The following is a 19,856-nucleotide window of genomic DNA, read 5'->3' on the forward strand; positions in this document are numbered from 1 at the left end:
CAACAAAAACTAAACAACCTTAGTCCGGTTGAGTACCGAACTAGGGTTGCTTAAGGCTGCTTTTTTAGGCTGTCTACTTGACAGGGTTAAGTTCACTCCGTGGTAAGGAACTGCGAGAACACCGAACGGGGGTGGTCGTCGATGCACTGGATCAGCATGTTGGTATCATGAATCGCGTCAATTTCGACATCCTGGATGCGCTCGATCACATCCTTGACATATTTGGGATTAGCGATGTCTTTAATATAGAGAACATAGACATCGGATTTGGTGACTTCGCCGACGGCCAGCTGGATCACCTTTAAATGGGAGCTCTGGACTCTCTTGCGAATCAAAGACAAGTTGGTGTAAGCCTGCTCGGTAAATGCTTCGTGAGGGCCGATGATTACCGTTTCCGTCTCCGATTCCGCAACGGTTCGGGAGGCTGGGAAGATAACATCGAGCAAGAAGGCTTTTTGATCATAGATAATGGCAGCCATGCCGGATAAGATTCCTTCCACGCACTGCTTCGATACAGTCACAAGCTTGTATATCGACTGCGTCTCAAGGAGCTGCAGCGGATTCTCCGATTGAACCAGCAGCGGCAAGAAATCTCGCTCCAAGCGGTCTTCATTCACCATGTGGCTGAAGTACAATACATGCATCCGTTCCTCATGGTAAACGTTATGGACGAAATCCGCCGATTCGTCGAACTGATCAAGGATATGACTAAGGGTAACAGGCGGCTGCTCCTCTTCAGCTTGAAGCTTACTTGGCGAATCTAAATCTTTCTCCGAATCAATGTCCGATGTCAGAGGATCCTCAATGAATATCGAATTCAGCATTCCCTTCCATTTCCCCATTGGATCTTTCGCCTCCGCATCTTTTATACACATTCTGTTCACAGTTTGCGTACCCGGACCGTTTTTTATCCAAGAGAGACCATGATCTTGTATAAGATGCTGTTTGACGGGAATGTTAGGCACATGCGGATGCTTTAGGGATCCTATTTGTCATGGAGGGGAGAGCAGAAATGCTAGATCGAGTGATATTGGCCGGAATGCTGCTGCTCAGTTTAGAGCCGGGTGGCGGGACGGACTCAGAAGACCTGCAGCAATTTCAGTACCAGATGCTGGAATCGGGAGCACATAGTATCGTGGATGCGGTGAATTCTTGCCAGGAGCATTTTGGAGCAGGCCGAATCCCGCTGCCGATCGAGCTGCCTCCGGTTGAATTCACGCACTTGTTTGGCCAATGTATGGATACCGGCAGCGTGGAACCGCATCTTGATATCCAATACATTCATTCGTCGAAGCCGGAGAACGAGTACCATTTGGAGGTTTATCCTGCAGGTCACGGTCCGAAGCTTGCGTATTTGCCTTTCACTGAGGTTCCAATTGATGAAGATACGCTGGGGCGTTACTATCAAGGCCCTGATCGTTCCCTTCAACTACTGACATACACAAAAGGGAAATGGCAGTATCTTTTGAGCAGCTCATATCGGCCTGAGTCGAAGATTGAAGAAAAGCATTTAACCTCGATAGCGAAATCGCATATTCGTTACGTAAAGCGAACGGATCCCGCATATGCCCAGTGGGGAGCCGTTGCCATCAAGGAAACCGGCAAGAAATACGGAATGGATGTGGTGGATTATCTTTATATGGGGCGTAAAACCTTATCCCGTGACTTGGCTGAAGAGAAATTCAAGCTGTGGCTTCGAAAAGGGAATCGGGAATTCGGGGTGTATGTAACCGTTCGGTATCATCCTGCAACAAGGCAGCTGGTTTCTATAGTTTATGAAGAGGCTTGAAGTCTTGAATCAACGCAGTCATTCGGCTGCGTTTTTTCGTGCAAGGGGAAATAAGGCCCTTTTTTTTGCTGTTCAGATGTGATTTATTGTTGTACCATATTTGGTGATAGTTTCCTTCGGATCGTCGTGCTTCTTTATCCACATTTATTTGTCAAGTACATCGTGTTTTAGGAGTGATCGTCGTGCCGCTTATTGTTGTTCTTAAGCTCCTATTTATTCCTATCATCACTCTATTGATTATCCTGTCTTCCGTTCTGATGGACCTCTCGGATCGGATTGGATGGATGGTCACGATGGCGGTTCTTCTATACGGCTCGGTTATATTCGATCGAAAATTGAAATGGCTCCGATTCATGCAGCCCTTGTTTCTTGGCGCCTTTCACCTAGCAACCCAATTGAACTGGTGTATTCTGCTGTATTACATCCTGATGATTAATTTGATCCATAAGAAGAAGCATTTCAAGGAAATGATCCCGATTTGCCTTTTGATGCTTATTCAATATTCCGCGATTCGCTTGTCCTATATGCCTTTTACCCAATATAACCTGCTCGTCTCCATCTTTGACGGGCTTGCTTTGTTTGTGATCGTCATATCCTTCCATTTGGTTAACTCACTGGAGTCCGAGAAGAAACAGCTGCATATGCATAACGATTATCTGATCTTCCATGACCCCCTTACCGGCCTCTTGAATTATGACGGCTATTTGCACAAGGTTCAGCATACCATTGAGGCGAAGAAGCCCTTCCAGCTCGTCCTTCTTGACATCAACAATTTCCAATCGTTGAATGCCCAGGATATCGCAACCGCGAATGAAATTCTAATTAGCCTCTCCCGAGCGATTCGCACCCTGTTTGCCGGGAACATGCTCGCAGCTTCTCGTTACGCGGGTGACCGCTTCGCGATTCTGCTGCCAGAACATGTCCAAATTGACAGAAGTCTGTTTAAATTTGATCACATCGGAATCAAGGTAACCTATAGCATCACATGCTACCCTCACGAAGCGAAGACATTTCAAGAATTGGTGAGCAAGGCGGAGGAACGCGTTTTTCAAATGCGGCGAAACTCCTGGTTAAGAAGCCAAGAGGAGCTGCTTCGAACCGAGAAGATGAAGACGGTCGGGGAACTTGCTGCCGGCATGGCTCACGAAATTCGGAATCCGCTAACCTCCATTAAGGGATTCATTCAGCTGTCCAAAACGAAGAATTATAATATACAGCCTTGGTATGAAGTGATTATGGGCGAGATTACAAGAGTGGGGGAATTGACGGCGGAGTTCCTGCATTTTTCCAAGCCCCATGCAAGTAATATCAAGGTTGAATCGATGACCGATTGCCTGACACGCGTATTCTCCTTATGTGAATCGGAGGCGGTTTCACACGGCCATGTGTTGACGATGGATCTGCCGGATCAAGCCATCCTAATTCGGATGGACCGCGACAAAATCATTCAAGTTCTGATCAATCTGATCCGAAATTCCTTTCAAGCCATGGATCAGGCAGGCGTGGTGAAGCTCTCGATGCTCACAGCAGGCGGTAAGGCGATCATCGAGGTGGAGGACACGGGGAAGGGCATCGCAGAGGAAGACCTCCCCAAAATCTTCGATCCATTCTATACGACCAAGGAGGAGGGTACGGGTTTGGGGTTGTCGCTCTGTCAAAAAATCGTGGAGGATCATGGGGGAAAGATCATGGTGCATAGTCAGCTGAATGTCGGAACGGTGTTCACCCTCACATTCCCAATATCTTAAAGGAGATCTTTGGAACTTCCGGTATCTGAATGAATTGGCAGCATTGCATTCATAATACATAGGTGAAGAAAGATTAACGGATGCATGCCAAGGAGATGCAGGAAGGATGAGGAACTTGATAAGAAGCGCGTGGGATGAATCTTGAAATGGATATCGATTGCTGCGATTTTGCTGCTGCTGCAGAGCGGCCAGGATACAGGTCAATTGACGATTACGAATGACGGGAATGTGATATCGACTGTCAATCGGGAAGAGCACGCTCTAGACGTGTTTCCGCTGATGGACATGGAGAAGTACGAGGCGTGGGTCGAACAAGTAGACCAGAAAATCTATCATGAGGCACAGAACGCGAGGATCGGCAGCAACGGACAAATTATCCCGGGACAGAACGGCTACAGGCTTCACCGTGGAAAATTGCTGGAGCAGTATCAGGCATATCGTTATGGCACTGGGCCTGCGACAATCGAAGCGCCCAGACTTCCGATTTACCCCAAGGTGGACAGCGAAGTTCTGGCCTCCATCCGCGTCAAGCCGATCGGGTATTATGTGACTTATTATAATTCCCGCAATAGGAACCGTACCCATAATATCAATCTCGCGTCCAAAGCGATTGACAGCTTCGTCGTCTTTCCAGGCGAAGTCTTCTCGTTCAACAAGGTTGTCGGGATCAGGACGCCGAGCCGGGGCTATTTGCCTGCACCGGTTATCGTTCGGGGAGAATTATCGGAAGGGGTGGGCGGAGGAATATGCCAGGTGTCCTCTACCTTGTTTAATGCGATCGATCGGGCCGGTCTAAAAATCGTACAGCGTTATTCCCACAGCCGCAACGTGCCTTATGTGCCTCCCGGACGGGATGCAACGGTCAGCTGGGGAGGCCCGGATTTTGTGTTCGAGAACGCGTACAACGAGCCCATCCTGATCCGCGCCTTTTCCGGCGGAGGAAAGATGACCGTGTCGGTTTATTCTTCCGAGTTCATTGAATATAAGCCAAGGGAGGTTCCGAGCATGTCGAGGCGTTTACCGGAAGAAACGAAGGATGAACCCCATGATCACGATCCGGTAAGCCGGGATTAAGAGATGCCGGAACGATGGAGGACCTTCTTGGAACGTGGGGATGGAGAAACGGACTTGAACCAGTGGGCGCATAATGCGAACATCAGGACAAGCTCGACGGCTCCGCCCCCATAATACATAAGCATGCCACCCTGCTCCGCCGCTTCACGGGGCACCCCGACCGGGGGATAGGCATAGATGGCTTTCGACAGGATTGAGTGGCCGGCAGCTGCAAGTATTAAAGTAATCGCCCTGTTCCGGAAGCTATGGCGCCGTGAAGTTAGATCGATATAGAGGATGGAAATCGTGAACAGATACCCCGCTGCGAACAAATGGAAATGGATGACCGCGTACAACAGCCGGTATTGATGCATCAGATGAAAAAGATCTGTCATATAAAGAAGCCACATACCGCCGATATTCCATATTGCTGCAACCCAAGGGTGGACGATCATATGCACCGCTTTGCTTTTGAGCACGCGTGATAACTTTCGTGCAGACGGCACCGGCATTGCGCGAAGCAGCAGCGTTACAGGTTTTGCATACGCAATCAATATGGGGGCCAGCATGCCGAGCAACAGATGGACCAGCATATGGTTTTGGAAAGATTGATGAGAGCTCCGGGCGAGTGGACCCGCGACCGAGAGCATGACACATAAAATGCCGGCGGTCCAGCTTAAATACCGATGCAGCGGCCATGAACGGTGATGGCGATGGGTAGTGAGAGCGGCAGCAACATATACACCGATACATAACAAGAGAAGGAGAAGCCCCGCCCAATCTCCTTCAAAGCTGAAACTATACGCATCTGAATGTGCTCCATGTTCATGATGATCGCTAAATGCTCCCGTATCGCTGTAAAGATAATGGACCATCATGATTCAGCTCCTTCCGTATACGTGCGGGCATGACGCGTGCGGAAAATTAGAACTAGACCGGCCACGATCATCAACGCAGCAATCACATTCCACACCCAGTCATAAGGGCGGATATCGACGTTATAGCGAATCTGATGCAGACGCATCAGCTTATGCTGGATGATGCCGTCGTAGAGCTGGAATACGCCGCCGCCAAGCAGAATACCTCCCAGCCATTTTATTAGCCAAAAGGCGTGCCGCCGATGAAGATCGGCCAGCATAAAGGAAGAGGCAATGGTCGCAAACCAGCTGAACGCATGGAATAAACCGTCCGATACGAGACCGATATCCTTGGTCGATTTGTCATAAAAATGATGCCAGTGCAGCAGCTGGTGAAATACAACCTCGTCGATAAAAGCGACCAGCCCCAGTCCAAACAGGATTCCTGTCCACAAATTGCGCGAAGCGTATTTTTCGCGTTCCTTCCGATGATCACTAGCAGATTCGTTTGGTTTCATTCTCGTTTTCCCTCATTCGCAATTGGTATGCTCGGTAGATTTAGAGATTAGGTGACCACATCTACTCCAAGTTTAACCCGATTGTGAATCGGTTAATCCACGAAAAACCGAATCAGGCATCACCCGTCGAGTTCTTGAAGGTTTCTAATCCTGGTTCGTTAGGGGTTCACTTTTAGACAAATTTTCCCGACATAATGTTTTTGTAGGGCAGCATGTGCCTTATTGGCGTCCTCTAGTTCAAAAATATGATCGATATGAACGGTTAACTTATACTGTGAGATATATCGATGAAGACGGGCAATAATCTCGGGATCGGGTTCCCCGTTGTATCCAGCAGCTCTGATTCCAGCGGGTATCCGTAATTCAGGGCGTATCCCGTGAGGGTATACGAGTCGTCCGCCTTTACGGAGACAGTTGACGGCAGCATTAGCCGCATCTCCCCCCGCGGTAAACATAGCTGCATCGAATCCAGACGGCGCAAATTTCCTTGCCTTCGAAGAGATGTCCCTATCTTTGCCGTTTACAATAGCATCGCAGCCAAGTTTCTTGAGCACGGCAACTCCGTCTTCACCCGAAGCAACCGCGAATACACGGACTCCCATAGCCTTCGCCAACTGCACGGCGATATGTCCAACCCCGCCGCTGGCGCCGAAGATGAGAATAGACTCCCCGCCTCGAAGTTGCAATACATCCTCCAGCCCGCGCAATGCGGTAATTCCGACTCCGGAAATAACTGCCGCTTCCTTCATGGTTAATTCATCCGGAATTCGGGACACATACTTAGCATTGACGGTTGCATATTCCGCATAGAAGCCGCCATTAGGATTCAGAAAGGCAGGTGCATATACCTGATCTCCCAAGTCAACATTAGTCACCTTCTCCCCACGTGCAATCACGATTCCTGAACCTTCGGAACCGAGAATATAAGGGAATTCTGATTCCAGGTTCAGCATTTCTGCATATCCGCCTTGTCGTTCGAAGGCATCCCACTCTCCAAGACCGGCATAAGCAACTCCAATCAATACATCTTCAGGACCGATCGTGGGCACATCAACCTCCTGATGGATCAGTTCATCTGGCCCGCCAAACCGATGAAGCACTGCAGCCCTCATTGTATTCAAATGTTTATTCATGACTACCCCTCCAATAAATGAGTTCTCCCTTGCAAAAACTAACTTATCATAATAACACGTCAATAATTGACATGTTATTATGCGAAAGAGGAATCGTTCTAACAGCCGGTTAATGAATTTACTTTTTTAGGAATTTAGATAGGCTAGGGATAAAGTTAACATAATGTATGTTATGTAAAATATATTTCGAGTCCGAGCAAGCTCGCTTTTATTCTTGCCGAAGCCAATTGCTCAACACCGAACCCATTTGCGCATCAGCCAGGCAGGTCAAGTCACGGTCTTTTGGTCTACTGACTCGGCGCTTTTCCTTTGCTATATTGATGATATCTTTAAAGGAAAGGGGAGCATCGTGATGAGAAACGTTTCCGGAGATCATGCAGCGCTGCTGTTTCGCTTCTTTATTCCGTATGCATTGATTCTGCTAGGGTCTTTATGGGCCTTGTGGTTCGCATATGGCAAAACCTCGGCCGTGGTAGAGAACGAATCGGTCAAAAGCACTTTGGCAGCACTGAACCAAATCCAGGAAGCGTTTGACGGACGTCTCGCCGAGATCGAGACGATTGCAAGGCAGTTGTCAAGCGAATCAAAAATTCAGTCGTTTCAATTTGTGAACGAGCCGTTTGGCGGAACCCGTCCATATCAGCTGTGGGATTTAGAGAAAAGCTTGTTCAATTACCGGCTGGTGAACCATTTTATCGTGGATTATTACGTTGCTTACAAGAACAGCGGCATGATCCTCTCTCCGCGAAAGGTATACGCTGACAAGCAATACTACAACCTGCAGCTGCATTATGAGGGGATGAAGTATGAGGATTGGAGACATCAATTGTTCGGCGAATACCATTATAAGACGTACTTGCCGGAGAGGAGCATCATGTATGAACGAAAAACGTATTCCGTGGTCACCTACATGCAGTCTTTTGGATTGAAGGGTGGTGGTGGAGTTATCGCCGTGATGCTTGACAACAAGCAGATTCAAAATATGCTGCGAAAGCTCACGCCAGGACAAGGCGGATTCGCGTATATTGCGGACCCGAACGGGAATATCATCAGCTCAATCGGGCTGGATCAAAGGCCGGAAATATTGAAAGCGCTTCCCTTGGATGAGGGGGATGCCCACATTCGGCTGACGGGTCAGGAAATGTTAGTCACCAGAGCCGTCTCCCCACTCAGTGGCTGGAGTTTTGTATCGGCGCAGCCTAAGCAGCTCGTGTTAGAGAAGGTTTACGAAATCAAACGGGTGACGATGGCCGTATTCTTGTCAGCGTTGCTGCTTGGGCTCGCGTTGGCCGTTTATTTCGCTGACCGGAGCAGCAGGCCGATTCTGCGTATATTGCGCCTCTTACCGAAACCTCCCTCAGATTCCAAGAGGTCTTCGTCCAAACATTCCGTTGAATTTATCGGCTACACGGTGTCGGCGCTAATCGAGAACCATGATTCTCTGAAGAAAAGGCTTGCTGAGCAGATTCCGCTTTTGCGCAGCGTGTTCATGGACAGGCTTTTGAAGGGAGGCTATCCATCGCACAGGGAAATCGATGCGGCAATGGAGCATTCCCAGCTTACTCTTCGCGGATCTCAATACGCGGTTGCAATGATACGAATCCGAGGTTATGAAGGTCCGTTTGTGAAAGACATGCTTAAGGAGCTTGACATTATAAAAATAAAGCTGCAGGACTGCCTACATGCGTTGTACGGAGAAACGATTTTGTCGCATGACCTTGGGGAGAACCGTTTGGCTTTGGTATTTGCCGGTTCGGCCGGGGATGCCGCCAGTTCCGGCTTTGAGCCATCCTTAAGATCATGGATTCAGGAAGTATATGAGCGACTGATCGAAATAGCGGACACGGGATTATGTATTGCGGTGGGAGGGAGTCGATCCCAAGTGACGGAGCTCTACCGATCGTTCGGAGAAGCACAATTTGTCCTCCACCATGCTGAGTGGAACCGTCATCGTCCCATTCAATTTTACGCTGATATGGAGCCCGCGACGTTCACCTATTACTATCCTGCCGATGAGGAGCTTCGATTGATTCAGCTAGTAAAGTCCGGCAATCTGAACGAGACCCGGCAGCTTCTGGAACAGATCAAGGAGAAGAACGGAAGGGAGGGTCCGCTGCCGCTTGCAGTGGAACGGCTTCTGGCCCATGAGCTATGCGGAACCCTGATGAAATGCTGTCCGCACCAGCGACCGGATCATGGCCGATCGGAAGCGATGGGGGCAGTCCACCAAGCCCTGGACCCTCATTCATCGCCCTCACAGGCCATGAATGCCGTATGCCGTGCGATCATTCAATTATGCATGGATTACGAGGAGAGCAAGAAAAGTCGAAATGATCGATTAACCAAACTATTGCTTGATTATATCGAAGAGCACTTTCGGGAACTCGATTTGAGTTTATCGGTGCTGGCCCGTGAAGCACAAACCTCGGAAGCGTATGCATCTTATTTTTTCAAGGAACAAACGGGCTGGAACTTCTCGGATTATGTGGAACACCTCCGGATGAATGAAGCGAAGCAGCAATTGTCTCATACGGATCGGCCGGTTAGCGATATTGCAGCTGCTGTAGGATATCTCTCCTTAAATACGTTCAGCAGGGCGTTCAAGCGAGCGAATGGAATCAGCGCAACGGAGTATAGGCGAATCTCCCGCGGAGGCTCAGCCGCTGATCTAAAGAAATGAAGATTCCTTGAATCGTGCAAAAAGGCAATTCTAAAAGGATGCATAACGCCTGAAAGATGAAGATTTACCGACCACTCGCATCTGTATATACTCCAATCACGGACCGGGACGAAATCTGATATGGATGGGAGTGATTGGTGCTGATTGGTTGGAAAAGGCTGCTTCGAAGCTGGCAGCTCTACGCGCTGTTTTTGCCGCCGCTGTTGTACATCATCATTTTTAAGTACGTACCGATGTATGGGGCTCAAATTGCTTTTAAAGAGTTTAGCGTCACGAAGGGGATTAGCGGAAGTCCATGGGCAGGTTTCGATCAATTCGAGCGTTTCTTCCGTTCCCATGAATTTTGGCGGCTGCTGAGGAACACATTCTCCATTAGCTTGTATACCCTCATCGCCAGTTTTCCGTTTCCGATCTTGCTTGCGCTCGGCTTGAATTATGTGAAGAACCGCCGCTTCAAGAATACGGTTCAGATGGTTACATATGCTCCTTACTTCATCTCACTGGTCGTTCTTGTCGGCTTGATGCTGCAATTTTTGGATCCTAGGACCGGGCTGATCAATTCGATATTAGGCTGGTTCGGATTGGGGCCGTACCATTTCATGGCGGAAGCCTCATGGTTCCAGTCGATCTATGTCTGGTCGCATATTTGGCAGAACGTCGGCTTTTCTTGCATCATTTTTTTGGCTGCGCTTTCAAGCATCGATCCGGCACTCCATGAAGCTGCCGTCATGGATGGGGCTACGAAGGTCCAGCGTATGCGGCATATCGATATACCGGGAATCATGCCTATTGCCGTCATTTTGCTTATTTTGAATACCGGGCAGCTGCTGGAAACCGGCTTTGAGAAAATACTGCTGATGCAGAACGCGCTGAATTTGCGCTCCTCTGAAGTCATTGATACGTACGTGTACAAGGTCGGTCTGGTATCTCAGGCGATGAATTTCTCCTATGCCACCGCGATCGGTTTGTTCAAGGCGGTGATCGGTTTCGTCCTGCTGCTCCTCGTCAATCAATTGGCCAAGAAGCTGAAGCAGGAGAGTTTATGGTGAAAGGAGACGAAGGCATGCGTAAATCGGCTATGAGGGAATCCGGTTCGGATCGTGTGTTTACGGTCGTTAACTATGTCCTGTTATCCGTATTTCTAATCATGGTGCTGTATCCGCTAATTTATGTGGTCAGCGCTTCGTTCAGCTCCAGCAGCGCGGTGATTTCCGGGAAGGTATGGCTGTGGCCGGTGGAGCCAACCCTCGAAGGCTACCGGGCCGTATTTAAAAATGCCATGGTTGCAAAGGGCTTTATGAATACCCTGCTGTATACGGTGGCAGGAACGGCCATCAATCTGGTTTTATCCGTTATGGCGGCATATCCCTTGTCCCGTAAGGATTTTCGAGGCCGGGGCGTATTCATGCTCCTCTTTGTATTCACCATGCTGTTTAATGGCGGGCTCATCCCAACGTATCTGCTGGTCAAAGATCTAGGGATGATGGATACCGTCTGGTCCATGCTGATCCCCGGGGCGCTATCCGTCTGGAATGTCATTATTATGCGAACGTATTTCCAGACTACGATCCCGAATGAGCTGCTGGAGGCGTCACAGCTGGACGGCTGCTCGGATATAAGGTTCCTGCGGAGTGTCGTTATGCCCTTATCGGGGCCGATTTTGGCCGTCATCGCATTATTCTATGCCGTTGGTCATTGGAATCAATACTTCAATGCCATGATCTATTTAAAAAGCTCCGATTTATATCCGCTTCAGCTGGTGCTTCGCGATATTCTCGTTCAAAACGAGATCAACATCGAAATGCTTGGCGACGCCAAGACCGCTGCGGCCAGACAAGGACTTCGGGAGCTGCTTAAATATTCCCTGATCGTGGTTACGTCCGTTCCATTGTTAATTGTGTATCCGTTCGTTCAGAAATTTTTCGTCAAAGGGGTTATGATCGGTTCTTTAAAAGGGTAGTTTATCCCAACTATTGTGGAGGTAGGTCATTTATGAGCAAACGAGCAAGGGTTATCATGAGCGCTTTCGCCGCATTATGCATCCTTCTTGCAGGATGTGCCGGCTCACCGAATCCCAAGGGAGCTGATCCGGATCAGGAGCGCGCAGCCGAGCAGATCGAATTGACTGAGCCCGGCACCTATCCATTGGTCAAAGAGAAAACAACGCTCAAGGTTATGGTGCGGGGAAATCCGCTTGTTGAAAATTTCGAAACGAATGAATTTACGAAATGGTACGAAGAGAAGACCAATGTGCATATTGAATGGGAAATCGTCCCCGAGCAAAGCATGCAGGAAAAGCTGAATTTGGTGCTCGCCAGCGAGGATTATCCGGACGTGATCCTGGGGCTTAACATCTCGCCCGCGCAGCAAATGATATACGGGTCCCAAGGGGCATTCCTGCCACTCAATGATCTCATCGAGAAGCAGGGAACCCAGACGAAAAAAATGTTCGAGGACAACCCGAACATCAAGTCGATCATTACTGCGCTGGACGGAAATATCTATGCCCTTCCGGAAGTGAATGAGTGCTATCATTGCTCGATGAGTCAGAAGCTCTGGATCTATGAGCCGTGGCTTAAAAAGTTGAATCTCGACATGCCGGAAACGACGGAGGAATTCTACGAAGTGTTGAAAGCGTTTAAAGAACAGGATCCGAACGGAAACGGCATGGCCGATGAGATTCCGTTATCGATATCGCCGAAGTCATGGAGCTCCTCCATCGATGCGTTCCTGCTTAACGCATTCGTGTACAATCCGGTTTTTAGTTCCAATTATAAGCATATATTCGTAAAGGACGGCAAGCTCGACGTCGCCTACAACAAGCCGGAATGGAGGGAAGGTCTCCGATTTATGAACAGGCTGTATGCCGAAGGGCTGCTCGCGCCGGAGTCGTTTACGCAAGATGACAACCAGTTGATTCAGATCGGCGAGAATCCCGATACGGTCATACTTGGAGCGTCGACGGGAGGTCATCAGGGCGTATTCACCCAGCTGCTTGGCGAAAGCGGACGATGGAAGGAATACAAGACCGTTCCTCCATTAAAAGGTCCTGGGGGTGTTCGCTATGCTGCTTTTGATTCAACCGGCTTGAATCCGGGAGCGTTTGTCATTACAAAAAAGGCAAAGCATCCCGAGTTGGCTTTACGCTGGGCCGACGGGTTGTACGAGCGGGAGCATACGCTGCGCAGCGTCTATGGACGGCCGGATCAGGAATGGCGTGAAGCAAAGGAAGGCGAAATCGGCATCAACGGGGAGCCCGCCGATTGGTCAGAGCTGAAGTCGTACGGGACCGTGCAAAACGTAGCGTGGATCCAGACCGGCCCGAGCCTCCGCACGAACGAGTTTCGATTGAGCGCGGTAGCCAAGGGCGAGGATGATCTGGAGGTCATTCTTTACAATGAAACCAAAAATAATTACGAGCCGCATAAACCGACAGACGTGAGCACGGTACCTCCATTATTCTTGAGTAATGAACAGGCATCCGAGGCAGCGGACCTGTCCAAGACGATTAACGATTATGTGGACGAGATGATGGCGCGCTTCATTATCGGGGATGCAAGCCTCGATAAAGACTGGGATGTCTACGTGCAGCAGCTGGAGGAGATGAATGTGTCCCGGCTGTTGGAGATTTACCAACAGGCATTTGACGGAAGAACCAAATAGGAGGGTTAGCATGAGGGTTGGAGTCAGCACGTACAGTTTGCTCCCGGCCATCCGTTCGGGTGAGATGACGATACTGGATGTTATCGATTGGATCACCGACAACGGCGGGGAGCATATGGAGATTGTTCCATACGGTTTTACGCTGGAGGACAATGAGGAGCTAACGGATGCGGTACGTAAGCGGGCTGAAGCGGCCGGGATCCAATTGTCGAACTATTCCATGCCGGCAAACTTTGTCCACGAGTCGAAAGAGGCGTTCGATGCGGAAGTGGAGCGGATCAAACGCCATGTAGATACGGTGCATCGGCTGGGCATAAAGCACATGCGGCATGATGTGACGGCTTTCACGCTGCCGCCGGAGAAGACGGGGATCGATTATGTCGAGGATAATTTAGAGCAAATCGTGAATGGATGCCGCCAGATCGCGGATTACGCTGCCCGATACGGGATTACGACGACGATCGAAAATCACGGCGTAAGCGTCCAAGCAAGCGACCGCGTTCAGCGCGTGCTCAAGGCAGTGGACCGGCCGAACTTCAAAACGACCTTGGATATCGGCAACTTTCTGTGCGTTGATGAACAGCCGCTCATCGGCGTGAAACGCAATTTGCCATACGCTTCGCTTATTCATGTTAAAGATTTTTATTACCGTCCATATGACCAGGATCCAGGAGGGGGCCGGTGGTTTCGGACGTCTCACGGCAACTATTTGCGAGGCGCGATCTTCGGTCAAGGGGATCTGGATGTCCGCCGCATTCTTCGGCTGATCAAGGAATCCGGATATGACGGATTCATTACACTTGAATTTGAAGGGATGGAGGACTGCAGGGAGGGAACTCGTTTAGGTCTGGAAAATTTAAAAAGATTATGGGATGAAATCGAACCGCATGCTTGACGGCATCAGATACTTAATCTCATGAACTTCCAGCGCTTCAGCTAAATCATTATGACCAGTTCAACGGGCCAGTTGGGAGATATCCCCGGCTGGCCCATTTGCATGTACTCATGAATGAGCCTGCTCAATTCTAACATCGAGCGATTCCTCTATAGCTTTTTCAATCGCCGATCATGTGCAGTAATCTCATACCCCCTTCTTGGGAAGGGGATAAGATCCCTTATTCATTTACAAATGATTGAAAATGAGATACCATATATAACGTGGATATATATTATCCGAGTTAGTCGTGAATTACGAATGGAAGATAGACATACTGAATTCAGCCAAGCGAGGTGATGTTCATGCATATGAAGACCGGCGTGGAACAATCGGTGTATGCGCTTCTACTGCTTAATATGCTGCCTGACAAGGCTGTGCTCCCTGGTGAAGCGATCAGCCAGCAGCTCGGTGTATCGGCAACGTATTTTCAGAAGCTGCTAAGAAAGCTGGTGACTGCCGACATTGTATCGTCCGTTCCCGGCATTAAAGGCGGCTTCAAATTAAAGAAGAAAGCCGAAGATATTCGGGTGTACGATGTATACTTGGCGGTGGAAGGTCAGCAATCGTTATATTCCTCCCATGGCATCCTGGTGGATATGCTCGACTTGGAGAAAGAAGAAAGCTGTTGTTTGCTTTCCGATCTGATGGAAGAAGCCGAATCCTCGTGGAAGGCTGTCCTGAAGCGGGAGACGATTGCTTCTTTGGCGGAGGAGATGTGCAGCGAACGCTTTAAGGATAAAGTGTCCGCCTTGGAACAATGGATTCAGGACAAGATGGTTATATGATCGTGAAGAAGGGAAGGAATCCTATGAAATTAGGCGTACTGGACCAGGCACCTGTCACAAGCGGGAATACAGCGGCAGGAGCGCTGAAGAAAGCCGAGGAGCTTGCTATTCTTGCGGATGAGCTCGGTTATAGCCGGATGTGGATGGCGGAGCACCATGGCGGGCACGCCTTCGCCAGTTCTGCACCAGAGGTGACGGCTGCTCGCTTGGCTGCCAAAACGGATCGGATCCGCATCGGCACCGGCGGCGTGATGATGATGCATTATTCGCCACTAAAGCTGGCAGAAGTGTTCAAGACATTAAGCGCATTTTCCCCCGGGCGAATCGATTTCGGGGTGGGGCGCGCACCCGGTGGCGACACCAGTGCCATGTACGCTTTATCGGAAGGCCGCCAGCTGATGCTGCATAATATGTACGACAAGCTGGAGATCACCATGCAATTGATGAATGATGAGGTGCCGGAGAATGAACTGTATGCCAAAAATGCAGCCGCGCCTACAGAGGTTGCCCTGCCCGAGGTTTGGCTTCTGGGCTCCAGCGGCAACAGCGCACTAAAAGCTGCAGAGATGGGTGTCGGGTACTCCTTCGCTCAGTTTTTTAACGGAGCCATGAGTCGGGAGATTCTTGACCAGTACCGGAATCATTATCGGCCTTCTGTCTTCATGGAGAAGCCATTAATCAGTGTGTCCTATATGGTCACGACAGCGGAGACCAAAGAGGAGGCCGAATACGAAGCGCTTCCGCAGGATATTTTCCGGCTGATGATGAGCAAGGGGCGGATTGTCCCGTTAATGACGCCCGAGGAGGCGCACCAGATGCCGCTGACCGAAATTGATCGCATGGCCATTCAAGAAGGTCGGAAGATTCATTTGGTTGGCGCGGTGAAGGATATCGCAGCGCGTTTGCGGGAAGAGCAGGAACACTACGGATTCCATGAAGCGATGATCTGCAGCATCCCTCATTCTCAGGAGAAACGGCTGGAGGTGTACCGCTTGCTTGCTCGTGAGCTTCTGTCCTAGGGGAAAGCATGGTTGACGGAAGAAAGCTCAGATGCTCTGTTTCGTGCTGGAGCCGGTGGAACTTCATGACTTGCTGCTTTACAGGAATAAGCATAGGTGCATGTGGATCCACTCCATATCGTTACATTCGGACAGGCTGTTGCCTGTCTTTTTATGTGGCTTGGATAAACATCACGCCCCCAATGTATCGAAAAACGTGCTAGAATAGTAAAAATCTAGTATTCGTGAGTTCATGTTAAGAGGAGCCCGCTATGCCATTCACATTTGCACATCCCGTCATTACATTGCCTTGGTGGAAACGAAAGGATCTTCCGGTATCTGCACTGATCATCGGCTGCATGGCCCCCGATTTCGAATACTTCGTCCGCTTTCGCGCGGCAGGGGAATGGAGCCATGACGGCTGGGGAATTCTTTTCTTTAATTTGCCGGTCATCGCGATTCTCTTTATTATTTTTGAACAGGTCGTCAGACCCGTTGTTAATGCATACTTACCTAAGTGGTTTCCGTATCGATGGAGCAACGCGTCGCGCATGCCCGATTCTTTCAGAGGATGGAAGTTCGTGTTTCTGCTAGGAATCGCCGGCGTAGGGTCCCATCTATTATGGGATCAATTCACGCATCAAGGCGCCTGGGTCGTGAATCGCATCTCTTTGCTCACCAAAGTGATCCGTCTGGGTGCAATGGAAATACCGGCATATAAGCTGGCACAGCATGGAAGTACCCTGGCGGGGCTTTTGCTTACGCTGGGATGGGTCCATAATAACCTGTACAAAAGTCCAAAGGAAAGAAAACCGCTGCGGCCTATTTTGCCTTTTTGGTGCGTAGGGGCTGGTCTCTTTATCCTTCTGTTCGCCGTTTCATCGATCGCTTTTATAAAGGAGAGTGGAGGAGTTGCCGCTTTGCTTCGGCTTGTCGTACCGGCGATCAGCTGCCTCTTGCTGTCTCTGCTTATTGTTTGTCTGCTTTTCCGGCGAAACGTGTCTAGGCAACAGAACCGATAAAACAAGATCAAGCTTGCGGCCATCTTGATATTTTTGTCTCAGAAATAGATCGTTAATCATGTTAATTTTCCGCGCCACACATCCACCGGATTTGCTCAGTCTTTGCGGGGGAGCAGTTTCATGCCGGTGTGCTCCAAGTGTACATCGACCATGACGGATTCGAGGGACTGTTTATTGATGATTGTGCTCATGCCGGAGGCCTGCTTCAATCTCTTCCAGGCAGCCGGGTTCTGCTTGAACACAAGGTGCTCTAGACTGTAAACGTCGGATTGCGTATCCATTCCTTTGTAGAAGGTAGCAAGGATCTCTTCCTTTACTACGTTTGCCGCGCTTTTTTCCAGTTCGGTCTTGGATACATCTTCGCTGACTTCAACCACATTCCCGTGTAATTTAACGTGAATATGGAATTTTGGTTCACCTTGAACAAAGCTAAGCTTGGTCCGGATTTTTGGGGTAGAGAGTGCGACTACCGATTGGATACCACCGTCGGTAACGAGAAGCGGGGAACGCTTGGTCTCTTTCTGCATCCATCGCAGCCCGTCGAGATCTTTGACGGCAAGAAAGCCGTTTATTTTCTCATCGTACAGGCAATAACCACCGTTGATTGACATTTTCGGATCTCTTTTGTCACCAGTGGACCATGTTTCGGTATCGATTGATAAGCTTGGAAGCATCCCGGTGTAGCCTGGCTCGGTTAAGTCCGCCAAAAAATCGAAATAGCGGATCGGCGCAATAACCGACCTTTGGTTAAACTGATCGATGGGTTCATGCAGGATCGTAAATAACGGGGACATGTTGAAGAAAGCCTGGGCGTTGAAGAGTTCCTCAATGGAGTGGCTAGTGCCGAACACCCAAGGAGTCATTCGGACCTCCTGGTAACGCCCGATCGAATCGAGTTTCGGCAGGACGGCGGATTGCATCACCTTATCGATGATAACGATACTTGAAATATGGCTCCAGACGGTTCGTCTTTGCGAAGAATTATACACTTGATCAACAGCCCAATTGATCGTCTTGCCCTTGGTTTTAGAGACCCAGACTTGCGCCGGTTTGTCTGATTTGCCGGTTTCGGTTTTAGCGACTTTTGTAAAGTCTAGCATTTGAGTATATACGACATACTGACCATCTTCATAATCGATCCCGATCGCTGTCACGTAATTCATGTCCTGAACTTCTTTTATGTCCCAGCAACCTGTTAAGGGGAGGATTAGAAAGCAGACAGCGATGAGCTTGAACACATAGCGGTAAGCATGCATTTCATTCCCGTTCCTTTGCTTGCAGTGTCGAATCGGTCGTTCGCAGCATTTCCGGCCGTCGTTTGTTAAAGCTCCATGGTAATTTGATCAGCGCATTTGTGACATCCTTCAGCTTCAGTGGCGAGATCGGAGCCAGGTAAGGCAGCCCAAAGGACTCCAGCTTGGATAGATACACGATAACGCTCATCAGGCCGATGAAAAATCCGAGCATGCCGAGAACGGACGACCATATCAAGATATATAAACGGATGAGGCTGACCGTACCGCTTAAAGTCTGGTTGACCAAAGTGAAGGTGGCCACCGCCGTCGTAGCGGATACTACCAGCATCGTCGGGGACGTTAATCCTGCCCTGATCGCCGCGTCCCCGATGATGAGTCCGCCGAGCACCGCGATGGTCTGCCCAACGGCCTTCGGCAGACGGATGCCGGCCTCCCGGAACAGCTCGAACATGCCAAGCATCAATAAGATTTCCATTGGCCCGGATAATGGCAGCCCGAAACGGGATACCGTAACCGTTGCCAGCAGCGGGAAGGGAAGCTGGTCTAAATTGTAACTGCTCAGAGCGACCCAAAATCCCGGAAGCAAAATCGCAATCAAAAGACCCGCCAGGCGAAGAAGACGTTCAAAGATGACAAAATGATAGGGGAAATACGAGTCCTCCGGCGACTTAAGGAGCTCGAACAGATTACATGGCCCGATAATCGCCATCGGAGATCCGTCCGCTAAAATAACGAAACGGCCACGAAGTAAACTTTGAACGACAAAATCCGGTCTGCCAATGTAATCAAGAAGAGGGAAAAGTGCCAAGGAGGAATCACCAAGAGCTTCTTCCAGCTCCCCTGTGCTGACGAGGGCATCCACATGGAGATTTTGCAGTCGTTTTCTGGCTTCTTGGACAAGAGACGGCTGGGTAATGTCCTCGATGTAAAGCAGCGATACAAGGGTTTGCGTCCGGTTACCGATCACAAACTTCTCATTTTGCAAGGTGGTGGTCGGCAATCTTTTGCGTACCAAGGCGATATTGGTATTGAGATCCTCCGTAAAGCCGTCCTTGGCGCCTTTAATAGCCACTTCCGTGTTGGATTCCTCTGGCTGCCTCTTCGGAATCTGGGCAATATCAATCGAATACATGCATCTCTGATTCGTGAAAAACAGGATCAATCGGCCGGTAAACAGCAGCTTCCCCATTTCTTCCTTCGCCTTAATTTTCGTCCACTCCATAGAATTTTCCAGTTTTTCTATCATTGTTTCCCAAGATTCGGCGTCTACCAATTTCCGTTCCAGGTCCGGAATGACGAATTGTGTCATTAATGAGGCATCAATCATCCCTTCACTGAATAATAGGAGCACCGGAAACATTTCTTCCCGCTTGTGCGGAAAGGAGCGGATCACGACATCCGCCGAGTTTCCAAACAT

General features: G+C 49.5%; 17 protein-coding genes. 11 read left to right on the plus strand and 6 right to left on the minus strand.

Annotated features, from left to right (window positions below; genetic code table 11):
• Window positions 1-92: 92 nt before the first annotated feature.
• Window positions 93-842: a spore germination protein gene (locus tag J2Z18_RS24330; protein WP_210095491.1), complete on the minus strand. Its 750-nt coding sequence runs from the start codon at window positions 840-842 to the stop codon at window positions 93-95.
• 170 nt (window positions 843-1,012) lie between these two features.
• Here J2Z18_RS24330 and J2Z18_RS24335 point away from each other — a divergent pair, with 170 nt between their 5' ends.
• The 3 genes from J2Z18_RS24335 (at window position 1,013) to J2Z18_RS24345 (ending at window position 4,611) form a co-directional block, all read left to right on the plus strand.
• Window positions 1,013-1,789: a DUF3889 domain-containing protein gene (locus J2Z18_RS24335; protein ID WP_007131375.1), complete on the plus strand. Its 777-nt coding sequence runs from the start codon at window positions 1,013-1,015 to the stop codon at window positions 1,787-1,789.
• A gap of 182 nt (window positions 1,790-1,971) precedes the next feature.
• Complete coding sequence (locus J2Z18_RS24340; RefSeq protein WP_007131376.1) at window positions 1,972-3,537, plus strand: ATP-binding protein; 1,566 nt, start codon at window positions 1,972-1,974, stop codon at window positions 3,535-3,537.
• A gap of 141 nt (window positions 3,538-3,678) precedes the next feature.
• Entirely contained in the window at window positions 3,679-4,611 is a 933-nt protein-coding gene (locus J2Z18_RS24345; RefSeq protein ID WP_007131377.1) for a VanW family protein, read from the plus strand.
• Here J2Z18_RS24345 and J2Z18_RS24350 read toward each other — a convergent pair.
• The 3 genes from J2Z18_RS24350 to J2Z18_RS24360 form a co-directional block, all read right to left on the minus strand.
• The gene (locus J2Z18_RS24350; RefSeq protein WP_007131378.1) at window positions 4,608-5,468 is read right to left on the minus strand and encodes a cytochrome c oxidase assembly protein; all 861 of its coding nucleotides are present in this window, start codon (window positions 5,466-5,468) and stop codon (window positions 4,608-4,610) included. The genes J2Z18_RS24345 and J2Z18_RS24350 overlap by 4 nt on opposite strands.
• A complete protein-coding gene (locus tag J2Z18_RS24355) occupies window positions 5,465-5,965 on the minus strand; it encodes a DUF2243 domain-containing protein (RefSeq protein ID WP_007131379.1) in 501 nt (166 codons plus the stop codon). Before J2Z18_RS24355 ends, J2Z18_RS24350 begins: the two co-directional genes overlap by 4 nt.
• Window positions 5,966-6,123: 158 nt before the next feature.
• Window positions 6,124-7,098, minus strand: a complete 975-nt coding sequence (locus J2Z18_RS24360) for a quinone oxidoreductase family protein (RefSeq protein WP_007131380.1) — start codon at window positions 7,096-7,098, stop codon at window positions 6,124-6,126.
• A 352-nt stretch (window positions 7,099-7,450) separates the two neighbouring features.
• Here J2Z18_RS24360 and J2Z18_RS24365 point away from each other — a divergent pair, with 352 nt between their 5' ends.
• The 8 genes from J2Z18_RS24365 (at window position 7,451) to J2Z18_RS24400 (ending at window position 17,183) form a co-directional block, all read left to right on the plus strand.
• On the plus strand, window positions 7,451-9,778 hold the full coding sequence (locus J2Z18_RS24365) for a helix-turn-helix domain-containing protein (protein WP_007131381.1): 2,328 nt from the start codon (window positions 7,451-7,453) through the stop codon (window positions 9,776-9,778).
• Window positions 9,779-9,915: 137 nt separating this feature from the next.
• Window positions 9,916-10,827, plus strand: coding sequence for an ABC transporter permease (locus tag J2Z18_RS24370; RefSeq protein WP_007131382.1), 912 nt, complete (start codon window positions 9,916-9,918; stop codon window positions 10,825-10,827).
• 14 nt (window positions 10,828-10,841) lie between these two features.
• The gene (locus J2Z18_RS24375; protein ID WP_040739661.1) at window positions 10,842-11,738 is read left to right on the plus strand and encodes a carbohydrate ABC transporter permease; all 897 of its coding nucleotides are present in this window, start codon (window positions 10,842-10,844) and stop codon (window positions 11,736-11,738) included.
• 32 nt (window positions 11,739-11,770) lie between these two features.
• The gene (locus J2Z18_RS24380; RefSeq protein WP_007131384.1) at window positions 11,771-13,441 is read left to right on the plus strand and encodes an ABC transporter substrate-binding protein; all 1,671 of its coding nucleotides are present in this window, start codon (window positions 11,771-11,773) and stop codon (window positions 13,439-13,441) included.
• Window positions 13,442-13,451: 10 nt separating this feature from the next.
• The gene (locus J2Z18_RS24385) at window positions 13,452-14,336 is read left to right on the plus strand and encodes a sugar phosphate isomerase/epimerase family protein (protein ID WP_007131385.1); all 885 of its coding nucleotides are present in this window, start codon (window positions 13,452-13,454) and stop codon (window positions 14,334-14,336) included.
• Between the two features lie 344 nt (window positions 14,337-14,680).
• Complete coding sequence (locus tag J2Z18_RS24390) at window positions 14,681-15,163, plus strand: RrF2 family transcriptional regulator (protein ID WP_007131386.1); 483 nt, start codon at window positions 14,681-14,683, stop codon at window positions 15,161-15,163.
• A 23-nt stretch (window positions 15,164-15,186) separates the two neighbouring features.
• Entirely contained in the window at window positions 15,187-16,182 is a 996-nt protein-coding gene (locus J2Z18_RS24395; RefSeq protein WP_007131387.1) for an MsnO8 family LLM class oxidoreductase, read from the plus strand.
• A 251-nt stretch (window positions 16,183-16,433) separates the two neighbouring features.
• A complete protein-coding gene (locus tag J2Z18_RS24400) occupies window positions 16,434-17,183 on the plus strand; it encodes a DUF4184 family protein (RefSeq protein ID WP_007131388.1) in 750 nt (249 codons plus the stop codon).
• A 95-nt stretch (window positions 17,184-17,278) separates the two neighbouring features.
• Here the strand turns inward: J2Z18_RS24400 and J2Z18_RS24405 are convergent, their stop codons facing one another.
• Window positions 17,279-18,439: a Ger(x)C family spore germination protein gene (locus J2Z18_RS24405; RefSeq protein WP_007131389.1), complete on the minus strand. Its 1,161-nt coding sequence runs from the start codon at window positions 18,437-18,439 to the stop codon at window positions 17,279-17,281.
• A gap of 1 nt (window position 18,440) precedes the next feature.
• Window positions 18,441-19,856, minus strand: coding sequence for a spore germination protein (locus J2Z18_RS24410; RefSeq protein WP_007131390.1), 1,416 nt, complete (start codon window positions 19,854-19,856; stop codon window positions 18,441-18,443).

The organism is Paenibacillus lactis (assembly GCF_017873605.1).
GTDB lineage: Bacteria > Bacillota > Bacilli > Paenibacillales > Paenibacillaceae > Paenibacillus_AQ > Paenibacillus_AQ lactis.